This is a genomic window from Zoogloea sp., assembly GCF_028689785.1.
Lineage (GTDB): Bacteria > Pseudomonadota > Gammaproteobacteria > Burkholderiales > Rhodocyclaceae > Zoogloea.
In genome coordinates, this window is the sequence record NZ_JAQVCN010000073.1 from 1 (window position 1) to 21,263 (window position 21,263).

25 protein-coding genes are annotated in these 21,263 nt (G+C 60.0%); 4 read left to right on the top strand and 21 right to left on the bottom strand.

Going from position 1 to position 21,263, the window contains the following annotated elements:
* Positions 1 to 279: alcohol dehydrogenase catalytic domain-containing protein (locus PHI64_RS20600; RefSeq protein ID WP_299887244.1), on the bottom strand; the 279-nt coding region annotated here is incomplete at its 3' end.
* 156 nt (positions 280 to 435) lie between these two features.
* On the opposite strand from PHI64_RS20600, the gene PHI64_RS20605 reads away from it, so the two are divergent.
* Complete coding sequence (locus PHI64_RS20605; protein ID WP_299887247.1) at positions 436 to 1,323, top strand: HDOD domain-containing protein; 888 nt, start codon at positions 436 to 438, stop codon at positions 1,321 to 1,323.
* Between the two features lie 6 nt (positions 1,324 to 1,329).
* Here PHI64_RS20605 and PHI64_RS20610 read toward each other — a convergent pair whose 3' ends face one another.
* Positions 1,330 to 3,231: an ATP-binding cassette domain-containing protein gene (locus tag PHI64_RS20610; protein WP_299887250.1), complete on the bottom strand. Its 1,902-nt coding sequence runs from the start codon at positions 3,229 to 3,231 to the stop codon at positions 1,330 to 1,332.
* Positions 3,232 to 3,433: 202 nt separating this feature from the next.
* On the opposite strand from PHI64_RS20610, the gene PHI64_RS20615 reads away from it, so the two are divergent.
* A complete protein-coding gene (locus PHI64_RS20615; protein ID WP_299887253.1) occupies positions 3,434 to 3,625 on the top strand; it encodes a hemin uptake protein HemP in 192 nt (63 codons plus the stop codon).
* A gap of 93 nt (positions 3,626 to 3,718) precedes the next feature.
* Positions 3,719 to 3,952, top strand: a complete 234-nt coding sequence (locus PHI64_RS20620) for a (2Fe-2S)-binding protein (RefSeq protein WP_366945239.1) — start codon at positions 3,719 to 3,721, stop codon at positions 3,950 to 3,952.
* 225 nt (positions 3,953 to 4,177) lie between these two features.
* Here PHI64_RS20620 and rpsT read toward each other — a convergent pair whose 3' ends face one another.
* The 5 genes from rpsT to PHI64_RS20645 all read right to left on the bottom strand — a co-directional run bounded on the left by rpsT (position 4,178) and on the right by PHI64_RS20645 (position 8,139).
* Positions 4,178 to 4,453 (bottom strand): 30S ribosomal protein S20, encoded by a 276-nt coding sequence (rpsT, locus tag PHI64_RS20625; RefSeq protein ID WP_296402856.1) that lies wholly within the window; start codon positions 4,451 to 4,453, stop codon positions 4,178 to 4,180.
* Between the two features lie 151 nt (positions 4,454 to 4,604).
* Positions 4,605 to 5,789: an acetyl-CoA C-acyltransferase family protein gene (locus PHI64_RS20630; RefSeq protein ID WP_299887257.1), complete on the bottom strand. Its 1,185-nt coding sequence runs from the start codon at positions 5,787 to 5,789 to the stop codon at positions 4,605 to 4,607.
* A gap of 27 nt (positions 5,790 to 5,816) precedes the next feature.
* A complete protein-coding gene (locus tag PHI64_RS20635; protein ID WP_299887259.1) occupies positions 5,817 to 6,749 on the bottom strand; it encodes a CobD/CbiB family protein in 933 nt (310 codons plus the stop codon).
* 92 nt (positions 6,750 to 6,841) lie between these two features.
* The gene (locus PHI64_RS20640) at positions 6,842 to 7,348 is read right to left on the bottom strand and encodes a CoA pyrophosphatase (protein ID WP_299887305.1); all 507 of its coding nucleotides are present in this window, start codon (positions 7,346 to 7,348) and stop codon (positions 6,842 to 6,844) included.
* Between the two features lie 110 nt (positions 7,349 to 7,458).
* The gene (locus PHI64_RS20645; RefSeq protein ID WP_299887262.1) at positions 7,459 to 8,139 is read right to left on the bottom strand and encodes a TIGR02281 family clan AA aspartic protease; all 681 of its coding nucleotides are present in this window, start codon (positions 8,137 to 8,139) and stop codon (positions 7,459 to 7,461) included.
* On the opposite strand from PHI64_RS20645, the gene PHI64_RS20650 reads away from it, so the two are divergent.
* The gene (locus PHI64_RS20650; protein ID WP_299887265.1) at positions 8,120 to 8,830 is read left to right on the top strand and encodes a type 1 glutamine amidotransferase; all 711 of its coding nucleotides are present in this window, start codon (positions 8,120 to 8,122) and stop codon (positions 8,828 to 8,830) included. The two genes, PHI64_RS20645 and PHI64_RS20650, sit on opposite strands and share 20 nt — an antisense overlap.
* A 58-nt stretch (positions 8,831 to 8,888) precedes the next feature.
* Here the strand turns inward: PHI64_RS20650 and PHI64_RS20655 are convergent, their stop codons facing one another.
* The 14 genes from PHI64_RS20655 to PHI64_RS20720 form a co-directional block, all read right to left on the bottom strand.
* Positions 8,889 to 9,077: a YjfB family protein gene (locus PHI64_RS20655; RefSeq protein ID WP_299887268.1), complete on the bottom strand. Its 189-nt coding sequence runs from the start codon at positions 9,075 to 9,077 to the stop codon at positions 8,889 to 8,891.
* A gap of 4 nt (positions 9,078 to 9,081) precedes the next feature.
* Complete coding sequence (locus PHI64_RS20660; RefSeq protein WP_299887271.1) at positions 9,082 to 9,567, bottom strand: YajQ family cyclic di-GMP-binding protein; 486 nt, start codon at positions 9,565 to 9,567, stop codon at positions 9,082 to 9,084.
* 13 nt (positions 9,568 to 9,580) lie between these two features.
* Complete coding sequence (locus PHI64_RS20665; RefSeq protein ID WP_299887308.1) at positions 9,581 to 9,910, bottom strand: pyrimidine/purine nucleoside phosphorylase; 330 nt, start codon at positions 9,908 to 9,910, stop codon at positions 9,581 to 9,583.
* Positions 9,911 to 9,924: 14 nt separating this feature from the next.
* Complete coding sequence (locus tag PHI64_RS20670) at positions 9,925 to 10,158, bottom strand: DUF2788 domain-containing protein (RefSeq protein ID WP_299887273.1); 234 nt, start codon at positions 10,156 to 10,158, stop codon at positions 9,925 to 9,927.
* A gap of 9 nt (positions 10,159 to 10,167) precedes the next feature.
* Positions 10,168 to 11,397, bottom strand: a complete 1,230-nt coding sequence (locus PHI64_RS20675) for an argininosuccinate synthase (RefSeq protein WP_299887276.1) — start codon at positions 11,395 to 11,397, stop codon at positions 10,168 to 10,170.
* Positions 11,398 to 11,447: 50 nt separating this feature from the next.
* On the bottom strand, positions 11,448 to 12,380 hold the full coding sequence (gene argF, locus PHI64_RS20680) for an ornithine carbamoyltransferase (RefSeq protein WP_299887279.1): 933 nt from the start codon (positions 12,378 to 12,380) through the stop codon (positions 11,448 to 11,450).
* A gap of 15 nt (positions 12,381 to 12,395) precedes the next feature.
* Positions 12,396 to 13,571: an aspartate aminotransferase family protein gene (locus PHI64_RS20685; protein WP_299887282.1), complete on the bottom strand. Its 1,176-nt coding sequence runs from the start codon at positions 13,569 to 13,571 to the stop codon at positions 12,396 to 12,398.
* 160 nt (positions 13,572 to 13,731) lie between these two features.
* Positions 13,732 to 14,469, bottom strand: coding sequence for a hypothetical protein (locus PHI64_RS20690; protein WP_299887285.1), 738 nt, complete (start codon positions 14,467 to 14,469; stop codon positions 13,732 to 13,734).
* An 89-nt stretch (positions 14,470 to 14,558) separates the two neighbouring features.
* Positions 14,559 to 15,878, bottom strand: a complete 1,320-nt coding sequence (locus PHI64_RS20695) for a putative O-glycosylation ligase, exosortase A system-associated (protein ID WP_299887288.1) — start codon at positions 15,876 to 15,878, stop codon at positions 14,559 to 14,561.
* A 66-nt stretch (positions 15,879 to 15,944) separates the two neighbouring features.
* Positions 15,945 to 16,907 (bottom strand): polysaccharide deacetylase family protein, encoded by a 963-nt coding sequence (locus tag PHI64_RS20700; protein WP_299887291.1) that lies wholly within the window; start codon positions 16,905 to 16,907, stop codon positions 15,945 to 15,947.
* Positions 16,908 to 17,110: 203 nt separating this feature from the next.
* Positions 17,111 to 18,460: an AMP-binding protein gene (locus PHI64_RS20705; RefSeq protein ID WP_299887294.1), complete on the bottom strand. Its 1,350-nt coding sequence runs from the start codon at positions 18,458 to 18,460 to the stop codon at positions 17,111 to 17,113.
* 5 nt (positions 18,461 to 18,465) lie between these two features.
* Complete coding sequence (locus PHI64_RS20710) at positions 18,466 to 19,563, bottom strand: glycosyltransferase family 4 protein (protein ID WP_299887297.1); 1,098 nt, start codon at positions 19,561 to 19,563, stop codon at positions 18,466 to 18,468.
* Between the two features lie 77 nt (positions 19,564 to 19,640).
* Positions 19,641 to 20,846 carry a TIGR03087 family PEP-CTERM/XrtA system glycosyltransferase gene (locus PHI64_RS20715; protein ID WP_299887300.1) on the bottom strand — a complete coding sequence of 402 codons (1,206 nt, stop codon included), beginning with the start codon at positions 20,844 to 20,846 and terminating at the stop codon, positions 19,641 to 19,643.
* Positions 20,847 to 20,933: 87 nt separating this feature from the next.
* On the bottom strand, positions 20,934 to 21,263 hold a 330-nt coding region (locus PHI64_RS20720), incomplete at its 5' end, for a glycosyltransferase (RefSeq protein WP_299887302.1).

Here is a 21,263-nt window from a genome sequence, read left to right on the forward strand (position 1 = left end):
GGCGATCACTGCATCACCGATCTTGAAGCGCGGATCGGCACTCTCGACGACCGTCCCGGACAGATCGATCCCCCCCACGCACGGAAAGCGGCGAATGATCTTTCCAGCCACCGTCGCAGCCAGCGCATCCTTGTAATTCACGCTTGAGTATGCCACCTTGATAAGAACCTCACCTGCATCAAGGGCATCCACGGAAAGCGTCTCCATGGCGGAACGCACCTTTCGGTTCTCATCCTGACGGATCACAAAGGCCTTGAAGGGGGATGCGGCGCTGGACATGCTTTTCTCCTCTTGGATGGGCGCCCGGGAGGCGCTCCTGTTGTTAGTCCGTCGATTATAGCGCCGGCGCCGGCCCTGAATCCGGGCACTGCCCCCGCGCCTCAATCCGGCAGCATCCGTGCCGTAAATGGAGTCATCGCCCGCCGGAATGAGACCATGGCCCTGATCAACCAAGCCTTCGACACCCTTGATGCCTACCTGGCCTTCTTCGGCAATGAGCCCATCCCCGTCCTGAAACATACGGTCAAGGAACTCCAGGCCATGCGGGAGCAGGAGGAGAGCATCAACGGACGCACCGTGGCGGCCCTCGTGCTCAGCGATCCGATGATGACCCTGCGGGTCCTGATCCATATCGAAGCCAACCGCCGGGCCCGCCAGAATCACGACATCACGACCATTGAGCGCGCCATCATGATGATGGGCATTTCACCCTTCCTGCGGGAGTTTGCCGATTTACCCACGGTTGAGAACCATATCGCGACCCATCCCAAGGCCTTGGTCGGCGTACTGAAGGTAATCGGCCGGGCGCGCCGCGCGGCACGCTATGCCCGAGACTGGGCGATCCTGAGGCACGATTTGGACGTGGACGAAATCACCGTAGCGGCGCTCTTGTCGGAAGTCACCGACATCCTCTGCTGGAGCTTTGCCCCCGATCTAACGCTCCAGGTGTACGAAACCCAGCGCCTGGACCGCAATCTGCGTTCCGGAGCCGCACAACGGGCCGTATTCAACTTTTCGGCACGGGAGCTTCAGCTGGCACTGGTACGCCAATGGCACCTGCCCGAACTGCTGATTTCGATGATGGACGAACGCCAGATCCAGAACCCCCGTGTACGCACAGTGCAGCTGGCGACGAGCCTCGCCCGCCACACAGCCCAAGGCTGGGACAACGCCGCAATCCCCGATGATCTCGCCGCCATCGAGGCCTTGCTCCACATTGGCCGGGAGAGCTTACTCCATCGCCTTTCGGTGCCCCATGAGGCAATGGAGCCACTGCTTCAAGCCGGAGGGCGGCCAGAAGGCGCTCTGCCCCCGACCACCTGACCCGACCTACTTACCACCCCGGGACTCCAACTCCTCCCAGCGCAGCATGGCGGCCTCGACCTCGGACTCCAGCGCCTGAAGGCGTGCATTCAGGCCGGGGACTTCCTGGGCACAATCCCGATACGTCGCGGGATCATTCAGCCGTGCCTGAAGCAGAGCCTGCTCTGCTTCCAAGCCGGCGATGCGATCAGGCAGAGCCTCAAGTTCGCGCTGCTCCTTCCAACTGAGCTTGGCCGGCGCGGGCGCGACAGGGGCGTCCCTCCTGACCGGCGCCTGAGCCTTCGGGGCGGCAGGTACACTTGGAGTCACTGCGGACCTGCGCACCCGCAACCAGTCATCGTAGCCCCCCACGTACTCTTTCCAGTGTCCGCCTCCTTCGGCAGCGATCACCTGGGTAACCACGTTGTCAAGGAACGCCCGGTCATGGCTCACCAAGAAAACAGTGCCATCGTACTGGGCGAGCAGGTCTTCCAGCAGGTCAAGGGTCTCGATATCAAGATCGTTGGTCGGCTCATCCAGCACTAGCACATTGGCCGGCCGGGCGAACAGGCGGGCCAGCAGGAGCCGGTTCCGCTCCCCTCCAGACAGTGACTTGACCGGTGACCGGGCACGCTGGGGAGAAAACAGGAAGTCCCCAAGGTAGCCGATGATGTGCGTGCGGTGGCCCGCAATCTCCACGTAATCCGACCCCGGGCTAATGACTTCAGTCAGCGGCGCATCCGGATCAAGCTGCGCACGCAATTGATCGAAGTAGGCAACAGTCTGCCGGGTTCCCCGGCGGATCCGCCCTTCATCCGCCTCAAGCTCCCCCAGGATGAGCTTCAGCAGCGTGGTCTTGCCGGCACCGTTGGGCCCGATCAGACCGATCCGATCACCACGCAGGATGCGGGTTGAGAAATCCCGCACGATCTGACGCTCCCCGAAGGTCTTGCCCACGTGTTCCAGCTCGGCCACCATCTGGCCGCTGCCCTCCCCTCTGTCGAGAGCCAGCTTGACGTTGCCGAAACGCTCGCGACGCGCGCTGCGCTCCCGGCGCAAGGCCTCCAGGCGCCGTACGCGTCCTTCATTGCGGGTCCTGCGGGCCTCAACCCCCTTGCGGATCCACACCTCCTCCTGGGCCAGAAGCTTGTCGAAGCGTGCATTGGCCTTCTCCTCCGCGTCAAGTTGCTCCGCCTTGCGGGCGAGGTACTCACTGAAGCGCCCGGGAAAACTGCTCAGCAAACCACGATCCAGCTCTACGATCCGCGTGGCCACGTTGTCGAGGAAGACCCGATCGTGGGTAATCACCACCACCGCACCGGGAAAATCCCGAATCAGCTCCTCCAGCCAGAGGATGCCATCAATATCCAGATGATTGGTCGGCTCATCCAGCAGCAGCATTTCCGGCTCACCCACCAGGGCTCGCGCCAAGGCAACCCGCTTGATACCCCCCCCCGAAAGGCTCCCTACCCGAGCCTCCCCAGACAAGCGAAGCTGCGCCAGCACCTGCTCCACCTTCTGCTCCATCCGCCAGGCCTGGGCATCCTCAACCTGATGCTGGATTTCCTCAAGATGCGCAAGGGCGGCACCACTGCCATCCTCAGCCACGGCCAGCATGGCTGCGTGGTAATCCACCAGAAGCCTCGCCACATCCCCAAGGCCATCGGCCACGGTCTCGAAAACACTTCGTTCGAGGGGAAAATCCGCCTCCTGCGGAACATAGGCGATCCGCGCGCCAGGCTGGCGCCACAGCCGCCCGTCATCCAGCGCGGCCTGACCGGCCAGAGCCTTCAGGAGACTGGATTTGCCACTGCCGTTGCGCCCGATCAGGGCCACACGTTCACCAGCATCGAGCTGAAAAGCCGCCTTGTCGAGCAAGGCAACATGGCCAAATGCGAGGCAGGCGTCGTCGAGAGTAATCAGGGGCATAGGTAAGCAGATGGTCAGGCAGAAAGGTCGCGATTCTACTCCGCCAGCGGATTGCGCCGGAGCGGCAGCGCAAAGGCTGAGTGCAGCAAACTAAAGATTGCCACTCTGTGTGCAAGTTCGTAGAACGCTCTCCGCATCCTTGTTGACTTGGCGGCCCCTTGTCTGTCTAATACGAATTATTCTCATTCTATTTAGTATTCACGTGAACAGACCTGCCCCTTCGCTGCCCCTCCCAAGATCGGACACCCCGTCTTCACAAGTCTTGGGCGAACTTGAGGCACCGATCCGTAGCCGGGATCTGTTCAATAATCGACCCTGCGTTTACATCGAGCACGAAGGCATGATTTATGCGCTTAGAGCCACACGTGCAGGCAAGTTGATTCTGACGAAGTGAAACAATGATCCGATCACGAATCTGCACAAGTCCGCAGCGGCTGAAGCACTCCAGCATTCGTGTACTGATGGCTGTCTGAAGGAAACATTACAAATGTATGTTTGCGTCTGTCGGGCGGTAACTGAGAAGCACATCGAGTCAGCGGTCAATGCAGGCGCACGGCGCCTCCGTGACCTACGAACCCAATTGGGTGTTACCGAAGAGTGCGGGCGCTGTGCAAAATGCGCCAAGCAGTGCCTGGATGAAGCAATCGGGCAAGCCTGCCCCTCCTCCATCCACCCGACCTGCGGCCCGGTTTCCTTCCCACTGATCCAGGAAGCTGCTTGACGGCACGCTGACCGAACCGGCAGCCCGAGCCTTCACCAGACAAAACTGAAGGCAATGCAATCATCGGAGGCCTCGGCCTCCGTTTTTGCTTGTTTACAAGCAGTTGCACAACAGAACTGAAAATAAAAATGCCGCTCAGCATTTGCTGAACGGCATTATCGCGACAGCCTTCAGGCTCTTGTCGCTACGGGGTGGCGAAACGACAACCGCCCCGGGGCTCGCGTATCAGGCGGCCACTGCTCCCATGCCCTTGATGGCGGCAGAGAGACGGCTCTTGTGGCGAGCAGCCTTGTTCTTGTGAATGATCTTCTTGTCAGCAATGCTGTCGATCGTACGCTGGGACGACACGAAAACTTGCTGAGCGACTTGCTTGTCACCACCGTCAACCGCCTTGCGGACAGCCTTGATAGCAGTGCGCAGACGGGAACGCAGACTCATGTTGAGGGCGCGAGCCTTAACAGCTTGCCGGGCGCGCTTACGGGCTTGTGCCGAGTTGGCCATCTTTTAGTAATCCTGAAAGAAATGCAGTAAAGCCATGGATTTTATGGGAAAACAAACCCTTTTGGCAAGACATTTATTCCGAATTCCAAGAGTCGAAATAAACAGGGCCCCGCAATTTCTGGCGAGGCCCTGAATTAGGCACAAATCAGGATCAGATGCGCTCGAAAACAGTGGCAATACCCTGACCACCGCCGATACACATGGTCACCAGCGCATAGCGGCCGCCAGTACGCTGAAGCTCGTAGATTGCCTTGGTTGCAATAAAGGCACCGGAACAGCCGACCGGGTGACCAAGGGCAATAGCGCCGCCGTTCGGGTTGGTCTTGGCGGGATCCAGGCCAAGCACGCGCATCACAGTCAGGGCCTGCGCAGCAAACGCTTCATTGGACTCGATCACATCCATCTGATCCAGCGTCAGACCAGCCTTCTTGAGGGCCAGACGGGACGCGGGGATCGGACCTTCACCCATGATGTCGTTCGGCACACCGGCGATCGCGTAGGACACGAGGCGCGCCATCGGCTTGTAGCCGGCGTTCACTGCAGTGGAGCCATCGGCCAGCACGAAGAAAGCTGCGCCGTCGTTGATACCCGAGGCGTTGCCAGCAGTGACGGTGCCATCCTTCTTGAAGGCCGGCTTCATTTTGGCCAGGGACTCGAGAGAGGTACCGCGCTTCAGATGCTCGTCGGTATCAAACACCACGTCACCCTTACGGGTCTGCTTGACGATGGGAACGATCTGGGACTGGAAGTGGCCAGCATCGATGGCTGCTGCTGCACGACGCTGGGATTCGACAGCGAAGGCATCCTGCTCTTCACGGGTGATACCGTGCTTGGCGGCCAGGTTCTCGGCAGTGATGCCCATGTGACCAACGCCAAACGGATCGGTCAGCACGGCAACCATGCTGTCGATTGCCTTGGTGTCACCCATGCGGGCACCCGAACGCAGAGCGGGCAGAAGATAGCTAGCCTTGGACATGACTTCGACGCCGCCACCGATGCCATAGTCTGCATCGCCGAGCAGAATGTTCTGGGCCGTGGTAACGATACCCTGCAGGCCGGACGAGCACAGACGGCTCACCTGCATGGCAACGGACTCCATGGGAAGGCCGGCCTGAATCGACGCAACGCGGGACACATAAGCGTAGCGGGAATCGGTGGGCATACAGTTGCCGACGGTGATGTAGTTGATCAGCTGAGGATCCACTCCGGAGCGGGCGACCGACTCCTTCATGACGATGCCGGCCAGCTCACTGGCGTCGAAATCAGCCAGGGCACCACCGAAAGCACCGATAGCGGAACGAACTGCACTCAATACGACTACTTCGCGACTAGCCATCTGTATCTCTCCTCAGAATTATTACGATTAATTACCAACCCAACCCGCGATACCCAAGAGCGCCAGAAGCAACATCACCAGCACCAGGGTTCGCCAGATCAAGCCGATAGTGCTCTGCATGAAATCGGCATCAGCATCGTCACCGACACCCATTTCCGGTCGCTCTACGACTTCTCCCGACTCATGGATCGGCATGCCAAGCCGAACACCCAAGGCCCCGCCGCCACTGGCCAGCAGTATACCGGAAGCCTTGTCCTTCCATTGGTTGGCTTGGGCCCGCCAGCAGTAAACGCCATCCTCGAAGTCACCGACTACTGAAAATGCAGCAGCAGTCAGACGCACAGGAAGCCAGTCAAGCACCGCAAAGGCTCGGGACGGAAAATCCCCAAACGCACCAAAATCCGGATCGAGCCGCCTCTGACGGCCCCACTCCTCGTCAAGGAAGCGTGCCAGCCGATAGAGGATGGCACCACTTGGCCCAGGCAGGATGATGAACCAGAAGGCCACGCCGAACACGTTCCGGTGGGAGGCCACAAGGGCCTCCTCGATGGCGAGACGCGCAACTTCACTCGAACTCGATTCATCGTGGCGACGCCCACGCCACTCACCGAGCAGCTGTCGCGCCCGCGGAATCTCACCCATGCGCAGCGCAAGCTGGATATCCGTGAAAAAATGGCTGACCTGGCGAAACCCCATCGTCAGGTAAAGAACAAGAACGTTAAAGAGCACGCCAAGAATGGGGCTGACATGCCACAGCACGAAGTAGACCAGAGCCGAGCCGAAACATGTAGCCAGGATTGCCACCCACCAGGCTACAGCACCATGGCGGGACTCCCCGTCATTGAAACGATCTTCCAGGAAGCGGGCGAAAACCTTCAGGGGTGCCTGAACAAAACGCGCGACAGGCAGCGGGCGGAGTTGCTCCAGAAGGAGTGCGACGATCAGCGAAAACAGGGTCATGCGACGGGGGGTCTTGAACGACCCTCATTGTTCATTCCTATTGGGGATGACGCAAGATACCATCAAACCAATCCATTACAAACGGCGTTCGCTCATCGATCCAGGAATCGCTGCAGACTAACGATCATCCCGGCGGTGGCCCCCCAGATGAAGTAGTCGCCATACGGCATGGCGTAGTACTCCCGCAGGCGGCCACGCACCTCGGCACGATGCAGCTGGTGGTTGCTCACGTCCAGCAGGAAGGCCAAGGGCACCTCGAAGACCTCCGCGACCTCGAACTCGTCTGGCACCAGCTCGAAGGGCGGCGTGACCAGCCCGACTACCGGCGTCACATCAAAGCCGGTTCCAGTGCGATACCGGGGCAGGCAACCAAGCAGCTCGATGTGCTTACGAAGCAGTCGAATCTCCTCCTCGGTTTCCCTTAGTGCAGTCTCTATCGGAGAACCATCCCCCTCCTCGACGCGCCCGCCGGGGAAGCTCACCTGCCCCGGATGGTGATGCAGATGATCAGTGCGCCGTGTCAGCAGCAAGGTGGGCTCCGGCTGGCGCAGGACGATGGGAACGAGGACCGCCGCAGGGCGCAAGGGCCCAGGGGGGATTCCATCCTCCGCCGGCGATTCATACCCTCCCGCCGTGGAAAACTGTTGGCGCCACCAGTCCGCTGTACGTACGCCCGGAAAATGCGGTCTTCTGTCCATGTAATCAGCTGTCAATAACGTTGCCGCAGATGAAGGGCTCCGCCCTCCCGACGCATGTCCATGCGATTGAGAAAGCTCATACCAAGCAGCACGTAAGGCATTTCACCATCGATCACGACCCCGGGCACATTGCGCAGCGTGACGGAACCCGCTCGCACCCTATCCAGGGAAACCACCCAGCCGCGGACAAGTCCATTGGCCGTCTGCATGGTTAACGACTCACCTTTGACAAACTCGATTCCTGCCCGCAGGGCATCCGAGCGGCCCAGAGCGACAGAAGTTGCGCCTGTATCGACCAGAAACCGTACTTCAACACCGTTGACCGCGCCGGCCACGTTGAAGTGGCCACGGCTATCCCCCTGAATAACGAGTAGAGGAGCCCCTGCCCCCGCGGGCGTCGCCACGCTGACCGCATGCTCACCAACCACCAGCCGGTGACGCCGACCATCAAACTCTAGGGTCGCACCTTGCCCATCAACCGCAATAACCCGCACCCCCTCCGCCGTCGTGCTCCCGACCCCGGCACTACGAGGGGCACCATTGTTGATGACGAGCAGGGCCTTGCCAGGGAAGATTCCGGCGAGCGCAACCTCGGTTGCCTGCACCGGATTGGCTCCACAAGCCAGGATCAGACCGATAAACTGAAAGAAGCGAAAAGAACGGAAACCCCACATGAAACCGATAGCAGTCATTCGCCATAGCCCGACAGAAGGTCCGGGGCATTTTGCCACATTCCTGGAACAGCACTCCCGCCCCTGGACCCTGATCCGGATTGATGCAGGAGACCCTGTCCCAAACTCCGCTGAGGATTTCTCCGGGCTGTGCCTGATGGGTGGGCCGATGAGCGTTAACGATCCGCTGGGCTGGATCCCTCCCCTGCTCGATTTGATCCGCCAAACAATGGCGGCAGACAAGCCGGTCATCGGCCACTGTTTGGGCGGGCAGCTGATGAGCCGCGCCCTGGGTGGAACAGTGAGCAAAAATGCTGTCAAGGAGATCGGCTGGGGCAAGGTCCAGGTCATCGACTCGCCCGTGGCTCGTGAATGGCTGGGTGAGATTCAGAGCTTCGAGAGCTTCCACTGGCATGGAGAAACGTTCTCGATTCCCGACGGCGCCACACGGATCCTGGAGAGCGTGGGGTGCGCCAATCAGGCTTTCGTGCTGGGCAAACATCTCGGCATGCAGTGCCACGTGGAAATGAAGCGCGAAATGATAGAAGCCTGGTGCGAAAGTGGCGCAGAAGAAATCCGGGAGGCCCGCTCCACCGATACCGTCCAGACCCCTGCTGCGATGGAGATCGACATCGACCGGCGTCTCGCAGCCCTGAGCAAGCACGCCGAATTGCTATACACGAAGTGGCTCCAGGGCCTTTCGGAGGCTTGATACAAGAAGGGCCAGCATCAAGGCTGGCCCTTCTTGTACTCCTTCAGGTGGATTCTGCTCAGGCGTAAGTATCGACCGAGCGGCCCACTGTTGCCGCCGGATCAGGCGCTGCAACCGGCTGCGGCAACGATGCAATCATCTGCGTAGCCACCGCCTGCTGCTGATCCAGCGTCTTACGCAGCATCGCAACGGAAACACCATCCTGGGTCTGCACCTGGGAAGTCGACACCGCCGATGAGATATTCATCTTTTCAGTCCCTGAAGTTGCCGTACTGCAGCGGAAAATCGGTAATGTCCTTACGCACAAGAGCGATACATTCCTGGAGAAGATCACGCTTGGCACCGGAAACCCGGACAGCCTCCCCCTGAATGGAGGCCTGAACCTTGAGCTTGCTGTCCTTGATGAGCTTGACGATCTTCTTGGACTGCTCCTGTTCGATCCCCACCCTGACGGTGAGCTCCTGCTTCACCTTGTTGCCGCTCACCTTTTGCACGTCTCCGTGCTTGAGGCAACGTACATCAATCTTCTTGGCGGTCATTTCGGGCAACAGAATCGCCAGCATCTGCTCCAACTGGAAATCACTGTCGGCATGCAGCGTCAGCAACTTCTCCGCCTGCTCGACCCGGGCATCGCTCCCCTTGAAGTCGTAACGCCCGGTGATCTTGCGATTGGCCCCTTCAACAGCGTTGCGCAATGCAACCATATCGACTTCGGAGGTAATGTCGAATGACGGCATGGCAGGCTCCCGATCAGGCGAAGTGGCAGACGTAGTGATAGGCCTCGCCAGTCACTTCGATATCGAAACTCGAATCGCCCGGCACGTTGAAGGACTCGCCAGCGGAGTAGGTCTTCCACTCGGATTCACCCTTCAGACGAACGCGGCAGCTGCCGGCCACACCTTCCATGATCTCGGGCACACCAGTGTTGAAGGTGAGGGTGGACGGAAGAATGACACCCACGGACTTGCGTACGCCATCGGCGAGAATCACGGCATGGCTGACGCACTTGCCGTCAAAATAAACATTGGCCTTCTTGACGACGGACACGCCGTCAAATTGAATTTCCTGAGTCATGTTCAGATAGCTTCCTAAATTTATTCGATACCCAGCAAACGCTGGATGATGCCCTTCGCCATGAAGCCGACGAAGCCCACACCGAGCCCCACGAACATCCAGATCGCACCATACTTGCCTGCCTTCGATTCCCAGGCGAGATGTCCGATGATGAAGACCATATAGGCGATCAAACCGCCGACGCAAACCTGGAGAGAAATCTCCTCGAACTCTGCGACGGTCAGTCCGAAAAACAGGGGCGCAGTGGGGTCCATGCCAGTCGATCAGCCCCGCTTGCTGCGGGCGTTTGCCGCAATCCGCATGCGCAAGGCGTTGAGGCGGATGAAACCGTGGGCATCCTTCTGGTTGTAGGCCCCCTGATCGTCCTCGAAGGTGGCGATGGTCGGGTCAAACAGGGAATCGGTCTTCGAGTCCCGAGCCACGACGATGACGTTACCCTTGTACAGCTTGACACGCACCCAGCCATTCACGGTCTGCTGAGTCTGATCGATCAGCGCCTGCAGGGCCAGACGCTCGGGAGACCACCAGTAGCCAGTGTAGATCATGCTGGCGTAACGAGGCATAAGGTCGTCCTTGAGGTGGGCAACCTCACGATCCAGAGTAATGGACTCGATGGCACGGTGGGCACGCAACAGGATGGAGCCACCCGGAGTTTCGTAACAGCCGCGGGACTTCATACCCACATAACGGTTCTCCACCAGGTCGAGACGCCCGATACCGTGCTTGCCACCCAGCTCGTTCAGCTTGGCCAGCAGCTCGTGCGGCTTCATACGGGTACCGTTGATCGAAACCAGGTCACCCTTCTCGAACTCCAGATCGACGTACTCGGCTGCGTCGGGAGCCGCCTCCGGGGACACAGTCCAGCGCCACATCGACTCTTCAGCCTCGGCAGCCGGATCTTCCAGATGACGGCCTTCGAAGGAGATATGCAGCAGGTTGGCATCCATGGAATACGGGGAGCCACCCTGCTTGTGCTTCATCTCGATGGGAATACCGTTCTTTTCGGCATAGGCCAGCAGCTTCTCGCGGGACAGCAGATCCCACTCGCGCCACGGAGCAATGACCTTCACTCCCGGCATCAGCGCATAGTAGCCGAGCTCGAAGCGGACCTGATCATTACCCTTGCCGGTTGCACCGTGGGACACGGCATCGGCCCCGGTCTGGCGGGCAATCTCAATCTGGCGCTTGGCGATCAAGGGGCGGGCGATGGAAGTACCGAGCAGGTACTCACCTTCGTACACCGTGTTGCAGCGAAACATCGGGAAAACGAAGTCACGGACAAACTCTTCACGCAGGTCGTCAATGAAGATGTTCTCGGGCTTGATGCCAAACTGCAGCGCCTTGGCACGGGCCGGCTCAAGCTCCTCTCCCTGCCCCAGATCAGCCGTGAAGGTAACCACTTCACACTGATAGGTGTCCTGCAACCACTTGAGGATCACCGAGGTGTCCAGCCCGCCCGAATAGGCAAGCACCGCCTTCTTTACGTCGCTCATATCCCGCTTTCCGAAAATGAGTAAATTGTTTCTGAAATCAATAGACTGCGTCAGGCGCAGTCACCGTCAATCTTGCCGATGAGAAGAAACTCCATCAGCGCCTTCTGTACATGCAGGCGATTCTCCGCCTCGTCCCAGACAACCGACTGGGGGCCGTCGATGACTTCGGCCGAAACCTCTTCGCCCCGATGAGCAGGCAGGCAGTGCATGAAAACGGCGCCCGGATTGGCCACCTTCATCATGTCCGCATCCACCTGCCAATCAGCGAAGTCACGCATCCGCTCTTCGTTTTCGGCCTCGAAGCCCATGCTGGTCCATACGTCCGTGGTAACCAGATCGGCACCACGGCAGGCCTCCATCGGATCGTCGAGCTGCACGAAATTGCCGGTGCCATACAAGCCGGCCCGCTCCGGCTCGACCTCGTAGCCTGGCGGCGTCGAGACGCGCACCTGGAAATCAAGCACCTCGGCAGCCTGCAACCAGGTATTGCAAACGTTGTTTGAATCCCCGACCCACGCCACCGTCTTGCCCTGGATGGGCCCGCGGTGCTCGATGAAGGTGAAGATGTCGGCAAGGATCTGGCAAGGGTGGTACTCGTTGGTCAGGCCATTGACCACCGGCACTCGGGAATACTCGGCAAAGCGTTCGATGATCGATTGCTCGAAAGTGCGGATCATGACGATGTCGCTCATGCGCGAGATCACCTGGGCCGCATCTTCTACCGGCTCGCCACGCCCCAACTGGGAATCACGGGTGTTGAGATAAATGGCCGAACCCCCAAGCTGCTGCATGCCTGCCTCAAAAGACAGGCGCGTGCGTGTGCTGGCCTTCTCGAAGATCATCACCAACGATCGATCAAACAGAGGGTGATGGGGTTCGTAGCGCTTGAACCTGTCTTTTATCCAGCGTGTGCGGGAGAAAAGATAGTCGTACTCTGCGCGAGAGAAGTCTTTGAACTGTAAGTAGTGTCTCGGTGCGTTCATGGCACTCGTTCTTGGTTATTGTGCTGCAAGAAATTCCCTGATCAGCGCCACCAGCCTCTCTACCAGCGTCGCAGCATCTGCAGTACTGAAATTCAGCGGAGGCAGAAGGCGGACAACTCTGTCCGCGGTCACATTGATCAGGAGTCCGGCTTCCAGAGCCTGGGCGACGAGGACCCCGCAAGGGCGGTCAAGCTCGACACCAATCATCAGGCCGGCTCCACGGATATCGACAATGCCGCTGATACCCTCCAGCGCCCTGACAAGGGTACTGCGAATGAGATCACCAACGACAAGTGCGTTGGACAGCAAACCGTCGTCCTCGACAACCGCCAGGGTGGTCAGCGCCGCGGCACAGGCCAGCGGATTGCCACCGAAGGTGGAGCCGTGGTTGCCCGGCTTGAAGGTGCCCGTGGCACGCCCGGCAGCCAGACATGCACCGATGGGCACACCGGAGCCCAACCCCTTGGCCAGGGTCATCACATCAGGCTTAACACCCGCGTTCTGATGCCCGAACCATTTTCCGGTACGCCCGATGCCACATTGCACTTCGTCGAACATCAGCAACCACTGCCGCTGGTCGCACAGGGCGCGCAAAGCCTGTAGATAAGCCTGATGGGCTACCCGGATGCCGCCCTCTCCCTGCACGGGCTCGACCAGGATGGCGACGATGTCGCTACGCCCAGCCACCGCAGCCTCAAGGGCGCCCAAATCATCAAAAGGGACACGCAGAAAGCCGCCGACGAGGGGCTCGAAACCCACTTGAACCTTCTTGTTCCCCGTAGCCGACAAGGTCGCCAGGGTACGTCCATGGAAAGACTGCTCCATGACCACGATGGCAGGTTCAGCAATGCCACGACCATGCCCGTACAGGCGGGCTAACTTGATCGCCGCCTCATTGGCTTCTGCACCGGAATTGCAGAAGAAGACTTCATCCATGTCCGACAGACCAGCAAGCCGATCCGACAAGGACTCCTGCAAGGGAATGCCGTAGAGATTAGAGGTATGGATGACGCGGGCAGCCTGCTCGGCGACAGCCTTCACAAGCCGGGGATGGTTGTGCCCGAGCGTAGTTACGGCAATACCAGAAAGCGCGTCGAGATAGCGCTTGCCCGCAAGATCAAACAGCCAAGAGCCTTCGCCGTGGCTGAAGGCCACAGGAAGCCGCCCATAGGTGTTCATCAGATGAGACATGGAGAACCTTGTTTCGTTGATTCGCCCTGACCTTGACGCCCGCGCAGTCCAAGCGCCAGAAAGGCGAAACGGCGACTTTCGTCGCCGTTTGGTGCATAAGTACCTGTCTACAATGCTAATCCAAAACCATCAGATTGTACAGGCGGCCCCCTTCCACCCCTCAGTTGGCCTTGCTAGCGGCTTCAGGCGCTGTCGAGCCTGCAGCCTCTTCCGCCGGGACAGGAGCCTCGCCACCCTGTTTGGCGGACTCGACAACGGCGGGCGCGTCCTTCCACTTGCCTGCCCGCTTCAACTTGTCGCGCAAGCCAGGCAAGGGGAAACCCAAGCGGTAGGCCTCGTGAGCATTCTCCAGGGATTTGCCAAAGTCACCCGCATCAAAATACGCAAGGGCAAGGTTGTACGCCACATTGGCATCCTTGGCGTCGCTGGCATCGGCCACATTGAGCTTTTCCAGTGCAGCAGCGCGTTGCCCCTGTTTGAGGAGATGGTGGCCATAAATTACCTTGACCATGACATCCTCGGGCTGAAAGGCCTCTGCGCGCATCAGCGAACAGACCACCGAAAATGGAGCCCCCGGCACCTTGGGGACTTTCAGCTGGTATCCCAACCTGAGCATGGACATGAGCGCCCTGTGATGGTTGGGAAACGCTCTGAGCGTATAACCCAAATCACCTCCAAGGGTCCCCGACAAGCCCTTTCTCAGGTTTTCCACGTTGGAGTCGAAGTGGAAGGCCTCTACAACCTGCAGCTGCTCTGTCCCCCGCGCCGTACGGTAATCGTAGGGACCATAAGCATTCTTGAGCGTTCCGCATTCAGGCGGCAGGCCAAGCTGAGCCGAGACTGGCCCGGCCAGTGCACAACCGGCCAAGATGGAAAAGCACAATGTACGCATCTTCATATTGAATTGTTCCTGGTTCCGGCAACGAGCAGCTTCAGCCCGTCAAGACTTCTTCGCAACAACGCCGGCCCTGCATCCGCTGAAGGCCCTTATCCAGACGACGAGATATCCGCGCGCGGCAGAGAGGCAGGAAGACGTGTCTTGTCAGTGGCAAGATCAGCCTCCTTCCCCGCCCGCTGCCGGTGAGTCACCAGACACCCGTAACCCGCCACCAGCATGACCATGATGTTAAAAGGCAGATCGAAGTAAGCAAGACTGAGGAATGCGCCCCCGACCGCATAACCTACAAGCGAAACCTGACACATGCCCGCCAGATTGAACAGCCACTTGAGCTCATCGACATTACGCGTTTCCGAACGCAGGCGCCGGGCAACACCCAGCGTACTCAACCAGAGCAAAAGGAACAGGATAAGCCCGATATATCCATGCTCACCGAGCACCGAGAAATAAATACTGTGCGCGACGTGAATATCCAGCGGATTGGGCGCAAAGGCCGCAAACAGTTCGGCACTGTAGGCCTCATAGCCGCCCCCTGTGATACGGCTGTTAGCAATATTGAAGGCCAGCCACCACGCGTTGATGCGGCCCATGGCAGAACCGTCCTGCTCGTACTCGGCGATGGTGCTCATCCGCTCTTCCCACGCGGAAGGCATGAAAGCAACCAAGCAAACTGCAACAAAGCCGACAACGATTCCCATGGCGAGCTTCCGCTCGGAACGCATCCACATCACGGCGCCCATTGCTGCCAGCGCCAGCAATGCTCCCCGGGACTGGGTCCCCAGTGCCGCCGCTGCAGACAGCAGCATCATGATGACCAGCCCACGCTTCACCCAAACGTTCTCAGCCATGATCCGCAGATAATTCATCAGAGGAATCGTCATGATGAGTGCCACCGCGATCTCGTTGTTCCCCTCGATAAAACCGCCCGGCGGCCCCCAGACACGCGCATTGCCGCCGGTCGATATGGTGAAGAACCCACCCTTTAGACCATAAAAACCGATCGAGAGGACACTGACCCAGACGAACCAGTCGATATGTTTCTTCTCCTTGATGGCCGCCAGCGCAATCAGGGTCATCAACTGGATCTTCAGCACCTTCTTGAGTTGAATGAACGACTCTGCAGGATAGTAGGCCGCCGCGGTGGTAATGCACATCCAGATCAGGAAGAGGATCAAGAAGATCACAGGCTTCTCAGTCGGCAGCTTGAGCTGATCTTTCGTAACCAGTAGAGAAACGAGCGCGGCCACTGCCGCAATGGCTGCAAAAGGAAAGTCCAGCGCGAACCCGTAGGTCAGCCTGTGGGGATTCATGATGCTGATCCAGGTCCACAGATTGACGGCCACATAGGTATGGCGGACTGCTTTGGGCAGCACCCACAGCACAAACAGGACCATCAGCAGATCACGCATGCACGCTCCCGACGGTGATCGCCCCTGACAGGAAAAGCCTCAAGAACACTAAGAGCAAAGCAGAACTCACACCAAGGCCTCATCTGCAAGCAGGCGCCGGGAGTGGCCCCTGAAAAAATTGTGCCCGAGGCGCAGGGAAAAGCGCAGGGCGTCCCTGTCCCAAGGCGTGAAGCGCGGCAACTCGAACATGCCCGACTCCGGTCCGGCGGAGCCATAGGAGGTCGTGAATGCCGCCTCATAGCCAAGCTCTCTGGCGATGCGTGCATGAACGGCCTGATAGTCCTGGTCAGGACGTCCGTTGGGATAGGCGAAATAGCGCGGCGCCCGGCCGAGCAGGCGGGTCAGGTGATCCCGGTTGTCAGCGATCTGCTGCCGGGCCTCGCCCTCGGACAGCACGGCAAGAATCGGGTGATCCATAGTGTGTCCGCCGATTTCCATCCCTGCAGCCTGCAGTTGCTGCAGTTGAGCCGTCGTCATCATCAGATTCTCGGGGAGCACCGCCCGGGTTTCAGCCACGAATCGCTCAAGAGCTTGCTGACGCCCGTCCGGAGTGAGGTATTTGAGCTTGGGCAGGATACGTTCGGTCAGCCGGTGCCGCTCTCCTTCCGTCGCTACGGAACAGACGCCCAGCTGAAGCCAGCCCAGATCGAGGCGGTCACCCTGAAAACCCCGAAGCGCCTCCCGCGCCACATCGTTCCACATGATTCCCCCATCAAGGAATCCGCTCGCGACAAAGAACGTTGCCTTGACGCCGTGCTTGACCAGGATGGGGCAGGCAATGGTGTAGTTGTCCGCGTAGCCGTCGTCGAAGGTGATGGCCACCGAACGCGTCGGCAGGGTGCCGGCCTTCAGGCGGGACAGGGCCTCATCCATGGGCAGCACGTTGAAGAACTGCACTAGCGTGCCGACCAGCGCGTCAAAGCGGGCGGCATGCATCTCGTCGGGGGACAAGGGGTCCACGTCGGGGAGCACACGATGGAAGATCAGCACCGTCAGCCGCTTGCTGTTGCCTCCCAGCAGGGAGCCCATTCCCTCCAAAGCGAGTGACCATCCCTTTTTCATTGAAACCATCCAATCCTCTGAGCACGCGGCGGAACCGCTGGCTGATTGACACGAAAAGTAAGCCGCCCTGAGCAGACCGATCAATCGGCGGGCGGCGGCGTCAGGCCCGGGGACCAGAGGAAGCCGGGCAAATAGCGTCCTGCCGCCCCAAAACTGACATCAACAGGAGATCAACGCTTGACGTGGCTTACAACATACCGATTCTTGCCTGACTTTTCACGTGGGATTTCAGGCACTTCGTTAATTTCAACCTGTACTGTCTCACCCAATCTGGCGGCAAAATCACGACGGATGCGCAGGCGCTCGCCATCACCGAAGCGGGAATCCACGACCACCATGACCTCCGTGCGGTCGAGGCTGTGCTGGATGATCTTGAAGCGCTGCACCCCCGGCAGGTCGCGGACGGTATAGATCAGGGCAAGGGCGTGGATGACGGTGCCGTCGGCCGCCACCACGAAATCGGTGGTACGCCCCTGGACTTCACTCAGTACAGGCAGCTTCACCCCGCAGCTGCACTCCTGAGTGCCCAGCACCCCGACATCGCCAGTACGGTAGCGCACGAAGGGGAAGCCCCGCGTCGCCGTGTGGGTCACCACGATCTCACCGGCTTCCCCGGGGGCAACCGGCCGCCCTTCGGGATCGACCGTCTCGACAATGATGTCTTCTGCCGAGAGATGGAGACTGCCGTGGGGACACTGGTGGGCGATGAAACCCGCGTCACGGGAGCCATAGCCGTTGGCCACCGGGCAGCCGAAGATCTCGGAGATGGATTTCTTCTGGTGCTCGTAGAGCATCTCGGAAGTCACGAAAGCCACTTTGATCCCCAGATCGTTCATGGGAATGCCCCACGCCCGCGCCTTTTCTGCAATGTGTGCAAAGGCCGACGGATAGCCAAACAACATACGCGGCCGAAGGGAACGGATCGTCGCCAGCATCTCGCGCACCTTGTCGTCGGACATCTCGAAGGCCGGCAACAGCCAGGTACGCAGCAGGCGATCCCGCACCGCCTTGACCCGATCCTGGGCGCCCAGTTCGATGGGTGACCCCCACAGCACCACTTCCGGATCGCCGATGTCCACATCCCACCAGCGGGTGGCCCGCCACTTGGCGGCAATGTCGTGGCTCTTGCGCTCCTTGCCGATGTAGAAGATCAGGGGCTCGCCACTCGAACCACCGGTGTTGTAACGCATCAGCGCCACCGCGTTGTCGGCGCGCAGCGCATCGACCTGCTCGCGGATCACCGGCTTGGTCATGAAGGGCAGGCGCTGCAGGTCCTCCACGCCACGGCACTGGCGCGGATCAAAGCTCAACTGACGGAACAAGTCCCGGAAATACGGTACGTGGGTTCCGATGTCGATCAGGAAGCTGCGCAGGCGCTCGGCTTGCAGGGCCAGAATCTCCTCCCGCGGCAGGTACTGGCTCTTCTCCAGATCGTGGAGACGCTCAACCGAGTTATGGGATTTCAGTTTCTCGTGGAGCGGAAAAATCACCCCCGAGCACAGTCGCGTATACAGGCCCATTTTGACTAATCCTTGGCAAGCATGGCCGCACGGTAAGCCGAGAGCCATTTCTCGCGGATCACGGGCCATGCGTACTGTTTGACTTCCTCACTGGCGGCGGCGGACAGCCGCTGCGCCTTGCCTTGGTCGAGCAGCAGTTCGATCATCGCCTCGGCCATGCGCTCGGGCGCCCGCGCCGGAATGAGCAATGCGGTGCGCCCGTGCTCGGCAATGAATGGCACCCCGCCCACATCGGTGGACACCACCGGCACCCCACTGGCAAAGGCTTCGAGAATGGAGATCGGCATGTTGTCGACGGTACTCGGATTGAGCATCAGGTCGGCCGAGGCGTAGAGGGCCGGTATCTTTTCATTGTCGATGCGACCCGCGAAGGTCACGGCACCGGCAATCCCCAACGCCTTGGCCATGTTCTCCAGGTTCTGGCGTTCCGGACCACTGCCAGCGACTGTCAGGGTCGCCGCCGGAACCCGCTTCAGCACCAGCGCGAAGGCGGAAAGGACGGTGGGGATATCGTAGATGGGCTCCAGGTTGCGGGTCACCACCACATGGGGCACATTCGCCTTTCCAGCCGTACGTGGCACGGCAAAACGCTGCAGGTTGATGATGTTGGGCACGATCCGGGAATCAAACCCGAAACGCCGGAACACGCCTTCGAGAAAGGCCGACGGCACCACCAGCCCGCTGGCACTGCCCAGGGTGCGATGAACAAAGCGCGGCGCGGCCGCAAAAAAGGGCTCGGCCTCACCCCCCCGGTAATTGACGATCACCGGCGTGCCACGGAGACGCGCAATCCAGATCGCTGGCGCCGAAAAGAGATGCCAGGACCAGCCCGAATTGGCCAGCACATGGATCACGTCACTGCGACCACTGGCCCGCCAGAGCGCAAAGAGATACGGCACAAGACGGGCAAAGGCCCGCAGCACGGGCACCCTGCCGACAAAGGCCGGACGGTAAGGGGCATTGGTGCGCACCAGTTCAACCTGCGCGCCTTCTCCTTCTAGCAATCCAAGCAGTTGCTTGCACTGGTTAGCCATCCCCCCGGAAGGCGGAGGGAGCGGGCCGACTACCGTCAGGCGCAAGCCCGAATACTGATCACCATCCATTACGGTCTTTCATTGAGTGCAACAAAGGCCGGTCACGGCGCACCTCGGGGCACCCGCTGCATCGACCGCCCGCGAGTTTAGCCCCGCCGCTTGCCAAAGCGTGTGATGCATCGCTCAATGACACCATCAAGACGCCCCATGGCCCGCAGCCAGGTATGATGGGTGAGCATCCTGTCGCGCCCGGCAAGGCTCAGACGCTGTCGTTCGGCTGGGTTGGAGAGAATGCGCATGATGGCGCGAGCATAGTCGGCAGGGGTGTCGGCCACCAGAAAATGCGCCTCGCTCTGGGCATCCACGCCACCGGCCGCGATGGAGCTGGTGACGACAGGCACCCCCATCGCCATGGCCTCAAGGATCTTGTTCTGGGTACCCCGGGCGATATTGAGCGGGGCGATGGTCAGCGCCGAGCGCCACACGTAGGGGCGCACATCCGGCACGGAACCAGTCACCGTCACCCCCGGCAGCTCCGCCAGCTTGCGCACACCGGGCGAGGGTTCGGCCCCGACGATGATCAGACGGATATCCGGCCTGGCGGCCCTGAGAAGGGGCAAGGTGTCCTGACAGAAGGTGGTCATGCACTCTTCGTTCGGGTAGTAATCCATACGGCCGATGAAGCTGATGGTACTTTCCTCGTAGGGCTCCGCCGAAGGTGAGAAGAACTCCGTATCCACGCCGTTCGGAAACCAGTCGGAAAGCACCCCGGTGCCGAAACTGTCGAGGGTCTGCTGCTCGGCAACCGTGGCCACCGCCCCCAGATCGAACTTGCGGGCGATGCGCTTCTCTGCAGACAGGATCTTCTGCCCTTCCAGCCAATAGCCCGCCGACACCGGAAAACGCTTGTAGCGCACGTACTCCAGCCATTTCTGGGAGTCCATGTCGCAGTAATCGAGCAGCTTGGGGATGTGAGTCACATCTTCCACGTAGCGGGCCACCGACGAGCAATGCACGATGATCAGATCCCACTGGCGATCCTTCAGCAAGCCGTTGATACGCCGCTGCAGTTCAGGAGAATAGAAGTAGGCCTCCGATGCCGAACCCGTCGTGGGCAAACTGGCCACCATCCGGAGTACCTGGACCGGCGCCTTCACGGTGGCCATTTCGAAACCGGCGCAGAAAGGCGCAATCCCCCTGCCCTCCTCCACTTCTTCCTGGGAGCGCGCCAGGGAACACACGGTCACCTTATGCCCCTGCTCCGACAGGTGGCGGATCATGTGAAAGGCACGGACCTTGGCCCCGCCGACCGGCGGGTAGGGAAAACGATGGCAGATGAATAGTATGTTCATGCGGAATATGACTTCTCCGGAGGCCACACGAATGGCGCGGCGGGAGCTGGCGGCAGAATCATGGCCGCCCGGTGATGACCAGCACCTTCAGCGGGACAGCGTACTGCCGTAAGCAGCCAGGGCACGACCGTAGACATCCTGATAGCGCTCGACGCTACCCTTCCAGGTCCGTTCAACCTCTACGAAATAGCGCGCCTGGGTTCGGATCTGCGGCCACAGCTCGCGCTTGTCGAGCACTTCGCCAATGGCAGCGGCCAGAGCCTGCTCGTCACCGGCCCGGAACAGGAAACCGGTCTCCCCGTGACGCACGAGCTCCTTGTGCCCCCCCACATCGGACGCAACGAACATGCGCCCCTGGGCCATGGCCTCAAGAGGTTTGAGAGGGGTGACGAGTTCGGTCAGACGGAAGATCGGAAG